The sequence below is a fragment of the Nocardia sp. NPDC057272 genome (assembly GCF_042668615.1).
In the GTDB taxonomy this organism is placed as follows: domain Bacteria; phylum Actinomycetota; class Actinomycetes; order Mycobacteriales; family Mycobacteriaceae; genus Nocardia.
On the sequence record NZ_JBHUYK010000012.1, the window covers coordinates 189,828 to 197,709 of the forward strand.

Annotated in this window: 7 protein-coding genes; all 7 read left to right on the forward strand. The window is 69.2% G+C overall.

The features are described from left to right. Window positions 1-25 precede the first annotated feature (25 nt). The 7 genes from ACFULV_RS18685 to ACFULV_RS18715 all read left to right on the forward strand — a co-directional run bounded on the left by ACFULV_RS18685 (window position 26) and on the right by ACFULV_RS18715 (window position 7,737). Window positions 26-1,591 (forward strand): FadD3 family acyl-CoA ligase, encoded by a 1,566-nt coding sequence (locus tag ACFULV_RS18685; protein WP_378658183.1) that lies wholly within the window; start codon window positions 26-28, stop codon window positions 1,589-1,591. Beyond that, window positions 1,588-2,463, forward strand: coding sequence for an enoyl-CoA hydratase (locus ACFULV_RS18690; RefSeq protein ID WP_378631639.1), 876 nt, complete (start codon window positions 1,588-1,590; stop codon window positions 2,461-2,463). Before ACFULV_RS18685 ends, ACFULV_RS18690 begins: the two co-directional genes overlap by 4 nt. After that, complete coding sequence (locus ACFULV_RS18695) at window positions 2,464-3,606, forward strand: acyl-CoA dehydrogenase family protein (protein ID WP_378658186.1); 1,143 nt, start codon at window positions 2,464-2,466, stop codon at window positions 3,604-3,606. 49 nt (window positions 3,607-3,655) lie between these two features. Next, the gene (locus tag ACFULV_RS18700) at window positions 3,656-4,663 is read left to right on the forward strand and encodes an acyl-CoA dehydrogenase family protein (protein ID WP_378658189.1); all 1,008 of its coding nucleotides are present in this window, start codon (window positions 3,656-3,658) and stop codon (window positions 4,661-4,663) included. Between the two features lie 132 nt (window positions 4,664-4,795). Further along, window positions 4,796-5,845, forward strand: coding sequence for an acyl-CoA dehydrogenase family protein (locus ACFULV_RS18705; RefSeq protein ID WP_378658192.1), 1,050 nt, complete (start codon window positions 4,796-4,798; stop codon window positions 5,843-5,845). Between the two features lie 180 nt (window positions 5,846-6,025). After that, entirely contained in the window at window positions 6,026-6,478 is a 453-nt protein-coding gene (locus ACFULV_RS18710; protein ID WP_378658195.1) for a MarR family winged helix-turn-helix transcriptional regulator, read from the forward strand. Between the two features lie 17 nt (window positions 6,479-6,495). Beyond that, a complete protein-coding gene (locus ACFULV_RS18715) occupies window positions 6,496-7,737 on the forward strand; it encodes an MFS transporter (RefSeq protein WP_378658197.1) in 1,242 nt (413 codons plus the stop codon). Window positions 7,738-7,882: the final 145 nt, after the last annotated feature.

Genomic DNA, 7,882 nt, shown 5'->3' on the forward strand with positions numbered 1-7,882 from the left:
CGAACCGCACAACGGTGAGGACCCCGTGACACCCCCTGCACAAACCACTCCGCAGGCGCTGCGACACATCGCAGCGGCGCATCCGCACGAGCCTGCCCTGATCGACGGCGCGATCCGCCTGGACTGGACCGAGCTACTCGACCAGGTCCGGGTGGCCGCCCGCGCCCTGATCGCCCGCGGCATCGCCCCCGGCGACCGGGTCGCGATGTGGGCGCCGAACACCTATCACTGGGTGATCGCCGCCCTGGCCGCGCACTCCGTCGGCGCCGCGCTGGTTCCGCTGAACACCCGCTACGTGGCGGCCGAGGCCGTCGACGTGCTGGACCGCGTCGACGCGAAGGCCCTGTTCGTCGCCGGTCAGTTCCTCGGTCGCGATCGGGCGGCGGAACTCGCGGCGGCGGCGCCGGAGCTGGGCATCGGGACCGTCGTCGTCATTCCGATCGAGAACGAAGCGGCCCCGGCCGCCGCCGAGCCCACCCGCACGACGGTGACGTGGGACGAGTTGCTCGCACAGGCCGCGACGGTGTCCGAAGAAGTCGGCGAGGAGCGGGCGGCCCAGGTCTCCCCCGACGACATCTCCGACATCCTGTTCACCTCCGGCACCACCGGCCGCAGCAAGGGCACTCTCGTCGCGCACCGGCAGGCGCTGGGGGTGGTGCGCGGCTGGGTCGAGTGCTCGACCCTGCGCGCGGGCGACCGCTACCTGGTGATCCCGCCGTTCTTCCACAACTTCGGTTACAAGGCGGGGATTCTCGCGTGCCTGGTCACCGGGGCCACGATCGTCCCGCAGGCCACCTTCGACGTGCCCGCCGCGCTGGCGCTCATCGAGTCCGAGCGGATCACCGTGCTCACCGGGCCACCGACGATCTACCAGACCATCCTCGAGCATCCCCAGCGCACCGAGCGTGACCTGAGCTCGCTGCGGGTGGCGGTGACCGGCGCGGCGACCGTGCCGGTGGTGCTGATCGAGCGGATGCGTGACGATCTCGCGTTCGAGGTGGTGATCACCGCCTACGGCCTGTCCGAGACGGCGGGCTTCGGCACCATGTGCCGTCCCTCCGACGACGCGGCCACCATCGCCAACACCTGCGGCGGGCCGATCGCCGATTTCGAACTGCGCCTGTCCGACGCCGGTGAGGTGCTGCTGCGCGGACCGAACGTGATGCTCGGCTACCTCGACGACCCCGAGGCCACCGCCGAGGCCATCGACGCCGACGGCTGGCTGCACACCGGCGATATCGGCATCGTCGACGAGCGCGGCTATCTGAAGATCACCGACCGGCTCAAGGACATGTACATCACCGGCGGGTTCAACGTGTATCCCGCCGAGATCGAACAGACCCTGGCCCGGCTCGACGGCGTCGCCGAGTCGGCGGTGATCGGCGTGCCCGACGAGCGGATGGGCGAGGTCGGTAAGGCCGTGGTCGTCCGCAAGGCCGGGTCCACGCTGACCGCCGACGAGGTCATCGCCTTCGCCGCGGGCAAATTGGCGAACTTCAAAGTGCCCAGGCTTGTCGAGTTCCGCGACCAGCTGCCCTACAGCGCCGCGGGCAAAGTGCTCAAGCGTGAGCTACGTGAGGAGAAGTCGTGAGTTCCGAAACCGAGACCGAGGTCGTCACCTATGAGGTGCGCGGATCGGTCGCCGTCGTCACCATGAACCGGCCCGATTTCCGCAACGCGCAGAACTCGAAGATGACCTATGCCCTCGATGCCGCCTTCGTGCGGGCCGTCGAGGATCCCGAGGTCAAGGTGATCGTGCTGGCGGGCAACGGAAAGCACTTCAGCGCAGGCCACGACATCGGTACCCCGGGCCGCGACCACGACGTGCACTACGAGAACAAGGCCGCGCTGTGGTGGGACCACCTCGATCGCCCCGGTGGTGATCAGCGGTTCGCGCGCGAGTCCGAGGTGTATCTCGGCATGTGCAGGCGCTGGCGGGAGATCCCCAAGCCGATGGTGGCGATGGTGCAGGGCGCGTGCATCGCGGGCGGGCTGATGCTGGCCTGGGTGTGCGACCTGATCGTCTGCTCCGATGACGCGTTCTTCTCCGATCCGGTGGTCCGGATGGGCATTCCGGGTGTGGAGTACTTCGCGCACCCGTGGGTGATGGGCCCGCGCGCGGCCAAGGAGTTCCTGTTCACCGGCGACCGCTTCGGCGCGGCGCAGGCGAAGGAGTGGGGCATGGTCAACCGCGTCGTGCCGCGCGAGGAGCTCGAGGCCGAGGTGTTCGGTCTCGCCGAGAAGATCTCCGCCATGCCGCAATTCGGGCTCGCGCTCACCAAGAAGGCCGTCAACCAGGCCGAGGATCTGATGGGCATGCGCTCCGGCATGGACTCGGTCTTCGGGCTGCATCATTTCGCACACGCGCACAACGCCGAGGTCGGCGCCGATTCGCTCGGCGGGATGAACGCCCGCTCGATGAAGGCCACCGCCACCTCTACCGAACAGAACGGGACGAAGTAAGTGGATCTCGAGATCGACCCGGCAGCCCGGGAATTCCAGCTGGAGGTGCGCGAGTTCCTCGCCGCCAACGTACCGGCAGAGCCGTTGCCGTCGATGGATACCGCGGAAGGCTTCGCCGCGCACCGGGAATGGGAAGCGAAGCTGGCCGACGCCCGGCTGTCCGCGGTCTCGTGGCCGCGCGAGTTCGGCGGGCGTGACGCGTCGATTCTCGAGTGGGTGCTGTTCGAGCAGGAGTACTACGCCGCGGGCGCACCCGGCCGGGTCGCGCAGAACGGCATCTTCCTGCTCGCGCCGACGCTGTTCGAGCACGGCACCCCCGAACAGCTCGCGCGGATCCTGCCGCGCATGGCGCGCGGTGACGACATCTGGGCGCAGGCCTGGTCGGAACCCGAATCGGGCAGCGACCTCGCGAGCCTGCGCTCGACCGCTCGGCGCACCGAGGGCGGCTGGCTGCTCAACGGCCAGAAGACGTGGAGTTCCCGTGCGTCGTTCGCCGATTGGGCGTTCGGCCTGTTCCGCAGCGATCCCGAGGCCCAGCGCCACCACGGACTCACCTACGTGATGTTCCCGCTCACCGCCGAGGGCGTGAGCGTGCGGCCGATCCCCCAGCTCGACGGCGAACCCGGCTTCGCCGAGATCTTCCTCGACGACGTCTTCGTACCCGACCACGACGTGATCGGCGGCGTGAACGAGGGCTGGCGGGTCGCGATGGCGACCTCGTCCAACGAACGTGGCCTCTCGCTGCGCAGTCCCGGCCGGTTCAGCGCCACCGCGCAGCGGCTCATCGACCTGTGGCGCGAGACCGCCGACCCGAGCGATACCGCGGCCAGGAACTCGGTGGTCGACGCCTGGCTCGGCGCCGAGTCCTACCGCCTGCACACCTTCGGCACCGTCACCCGCCTCACCGACGGCGGCCAGCTCGGCGCGGAGTCGTCGATCACCAAGGTGTACTGGTCCGAGCTCGACATCGCGATGCACGAGACGGCGCTGGACCTGCTCGGCCCGGCCGCCGAGCAGCGCAGCACCTGGACCGACGGCTATCTGTTCTCGCTCTCGGGCCCGATCTACGCGGGCACCAACGAGATCCAGCGCAACATCATCGCCGAACGCATCCTCGGACTGCCCCGCGAGAGCAAGCGATGACCGTCAATCCCTCGGGCCGAATCGCCCTTCCGAACACAGGAGGTCTGCGATGAGATTCGCGCTCAGTACCGAACAGCTCGACTTCGCCGCCGAGCTGCGCAAGATTCTCGACGCGGGTCAGGTCCCCGCCGCGGTGCGCGCCTGGGCGACCGGCGATCCCACCAAGGGGCGCGCACTGCTGCGGCAGATCGCCGACATGGGTGTCTTCGGCTTGATCGTCGACGAGAAGTACGACGGGGCGGACGCGACCACGGTCGATCTCGTCGTCGCGCTGATCGAACTGGGCCGCGGCGGCGCGCCCGGCCCGGTGATCGAGTCCGCCGCCGTGATTCCGGCGCTGCTGCAACGTCTTCCGGATGATGCACCGGCGCAGCGATGGTTGTCCGGGCTCGCGAGCGGCGAGGCGCTGGGCACCATCACCTTCCAGGCGCAGCGCGGCATCGCCCTCGACGCCGGTATCGCCGAGCCGGTCCTCGTCGCCGCCGAGGGCAGGCTGACACTCGGCGTCACGCCGTCGGAGTCGGTGACCTCGATCGACCCCGCCCGCAGGCTGTTCCGCGTGACGGCCGGCGAGCTGATCGCCGAAGGACCCGAGGCCGAAGCGGCCATCGATTACGCCTTCGACCTCGGCGTTCTCGCCTGTGCCGCCCAGCTCCTCGGTGCGGGCCGCTCGATTCTCGAGCAGACCACCTCGTACGCGAAGCAGCGCAAGCAGTTCGGGCGCGCGATCGGCGAATTCCAGGCGGTGAAGCAGCAACTGGCCGATGTGCTGATCGCGCTGGATCTGGCCGAACCGCTGGTGTACCGCGCGGCGCTCACGCTCGATTCGGCCGACCGCGCCCGCGATGTCTCGGCAGCACTGGTGACCTGCGGCGACGCCGCCCACCGCGCCGCGCGCGCCGGGCTCCAAGTGCACGGGGCCATCGGGTACACCGCGGAATTCGACCTGTCGCTGTGGCTCACCAAGGTCGCCGCGCTGCGGACAGCCTGGGGCACAGCTGATTTCCACCGCGGCAGGATCGCCGACGCCCTCCGCGCCGCCGAACCCGCGATCTGAGGCCCGCGATGCCACCGCCGGCACAGACCGAACGCCACGCGGGTGTGTGTCGCGGTGGCAGCCGGGTCCCACCGAACCGCGGCCGACGCGCGCCCACTGCCGACGCCATCACCGAGCCTTACGAGGAACCCCATGTCATCGAATGAACTACTCGAATTCCGGACCTCCGTGCGGGCCCTGCTCGGCAAGCACGCCACCTCCGCCGCGCTGCGTTCCGCGATGGACACCGACCTCGGGTACGACCCGAAGTTGTGGCGAATGCTGTGCGAGCAGGTCGGGGTCGCCGCGCTCGCGGTGCCGGAGGAATGGGGTGGCGCCGGGGCGGGCCTGGTCGAATCACTGATGGTCGTCGGTGAATTGGGGCGGACGCTGAGTGGGGTGCCGATGCTCGGGTCGGCGGTGCTCGGGGTGCAGGCGATTCTGCTGGCCGGTGACGAGCAGGCCGATGCCCGGCTGCTGCCCGATCTGGCCGATGGGTCCCGCACGGCGGCCCTGTGCTGGGCCGACGCCACGGGCTGGGATTCGGCCGGGGTCGGTGTGAGCGACGGGAAGCTCAGCGGCGCAGCTCATTATGTGCTGCACGGAGCGCAGGCCGACCTGCTGCTGGTCCTGACCGAGGACGGACTGTTCGAGACGACAGCGGACGCCCCCGGTGTGGCCATTGCCGCGACCCCCGCGCTCGATCCCACGCGCAAGCTCGCCACCATCACCTTCACCGACGCCCCCGCCACCAGGATCGGCACCGGCGACCCCGCCGTGCTGCGCCGCCGGCTGCGCGAGATCGCCTGGGCGGCATTGGCCGCCGAGCAGGTCGGCGCGGCCAGGCACTGCCTCGAGATGACGGTGGAGTACACGGCCTCGCGCGTGCAGTTCGGTCGTCCGATCGGCAGCTTCCAGGCGCTCAAGCATCGGATGGCCGACATGTACGTGCTGGTCGAGTCGGCCGAATCGGCGGCGCTGGCCGCCGCCCTCGCGGTGGCCGAGGACAGCCCGTCGGCCGCGGAGGACGTCTGGGTCGCGCGCAGGCACTGCACCGAGACCTTCTCTACCGTGGCGGCGGAGACCATCCAGTTGCACGGCGGCATCGCCATCACCTGGGAGCACGACGCCCACCTCTACTTCAAGCGGGCGCACGCCACCGCCGAGCTGTTCGGCACCGGCAAACGTCCGGTCGCTGCCTGAGGCCCGAGCCCCACCGCCGCTCGTTGCGGCACCAGCCGACTGCAGTCTCCGAGGATTTCATCGAAAGCCCTGGTCGCGATCTCGCCGACCAGGGCTTTCGGCACGTTGTGCGCCATTTCACCGTGGTAGCGGAACCAGGCTGTCTAGATTTAGATAGTTAGCTTATGTAATATTAATTCCGTGAAGCAGACAGCGCAGCCATCGGCAGACGACATCGTGGTCGACCTGTTGGTCACCGCTGGTCGGCTCACCCGACTGGCCGGGGCGATCAGCAACGACGACCTGCCCCGCGCGGTCCTGCGGGCCCTTGCCGTGCTCGACGAGCACGGCGGGCTGCGGGTCAGCGATTTCGCCCGGATCGACAGATGTTCCCAACCGGCGGCAACGGCGCTGATCGGTCGACTCGTCACCGACGGCTTCGCGTCCCGCACCAAAGACCCGCACGACTCCCGGGCAGTGCTCATCGAGCTCACCCCGGCCGGCCGGTCCCGCCTCACCGAGGCCAGACGCGCGTTCGCCGCCGCCATGGCACCCGGACTGGCCGATTTCGATCTCGATCGGCTGATCCGCCTCGATACCGACATGAACGACCTGCTGACAGCCCTTCGCACGGTTGCCCGCGGTCATCAGTGATGCAACCAGGAGCGCCAGTGAGCACCCCCCAGCTGACTCGCGACGACAACGCCGCAACCACCAACTCCCAGCCCAAGGCCGTGTGGGCCGTCGCCTTCGCGAGCGTCATCGCGTTCATGGGCATCGGCCTGGTCGATCCCATTCTCAAGCCGATCGGCGAACAGCTGCACGCGACGCCGTCCCAGGTGTCGCTGCTGTTCACCAGCTACATGGCCGTCACCGGCGTCGCCATGCTGGTCACCGGCGTGATCTCGAGCCGCTTCGGCGCGAAGAAGACGCTGCTGTCCGGGCTGGCGATCATCATCGTGTTCGCCGCGCTGGCGGGCATGTCCGGCAGCATCGGCGAGATCATCGGGTTCCGCGCGGGCTGGGGCCTGGGCAACGCCCTGTTCATCGCGACGGCGCTGGCCACCATCGTCGGCGCGGCCACCGGCGGCGTCGCCAAGGCGATCATTCTCTACGAGGCCGCGCTCGGCATCGGCATCGCGACCGGCCCGCTGCTGGGTGGCGTGCTCGGTGGAATCAGCTGGCGTGGACCGTTCTTCGGAGTCTCGGTGCTGATGGCCGTCGCCTTCATCGCGATCGTCGTGCTGCTGCCCGAAACGCCGAAGGCCGCGCATCCGACCTCGATCACCGCGCCGTTCAAAGCCCTGCGGCACCGGGGATTGCTCACCGTGAGCATCACCGCGCTGCTCTACAACTTCGGCTTCTTCACCCTGCTCGCGTTCACCCCGTTCCCGCTGGACATGGGCACCTACGCGATCGGCTTCATCTTCTGCGGCTGGGGCATCCTGCTCGCCCTGTCGTCGGTGTTCCTCGCCCCGAAACTGCAGGCGCGCTTCGGTTCGCTGCCGATGATGGCCCTGTCGCTGGCTCTGTTCGCGATCGACCTGGCGGTGATGGGGATGTTCACCGAACACAAGGTCGTGCTGATCGTCGGTGTCGTGATCGCCGGTGCGTTCCTCGGCGTGAACAACACGCTGATCACCGAGGCCGTGATGATCTCGGCGCCGGTCGAGCGGTCGACCGCGTCGGCGGCGTACAGCTTCGTCCGATTCGGTGGCGGTGCGGCCGCGCCGTGGGTGGCGGGCAAGCTCGGCGAGCACAACATGTCGCTGCCGTTCTGGCTCGGCGCGGTCTGCACGGCCGCCGCGGTCGCGGTCCTCTACATCGGCCGCACCGCGCTCGCCCACATCGACGACCACGACCCGGCCCCGCACTCCGTCGAAGAAGCGCAGGCCATCACCGTCGCCGATTGAGCTCTATGTTTGGAGCGCTGGCGCGCTCGAGTTCGCGGCCCCTCCGGTCCCGTCGATCAGGCACCGTTGCTTGCTCCTTCGTCGCCTACGCAACGGCACCTGATCGCCGGGACGGCCGCGAACCCGGCCGCTGCGCGTCCGGCCC

Coding starts and splice junctions, on each gene's coding strand:
- ACFULV_RS18700 (WP_378658189.1), top strand. CDS start 3,656: ATGAGATTCGCGCTCAGTACCGAACAGCTCGACTTCGCCGCCGAGCTG.
- ACFULV_RS18705 (WP_378658192.1), top strand. CDS start 4,796: ATGTCATCGAATGAACTACTCGAATTCCGGACCTCCGTGCGGGCCCTG.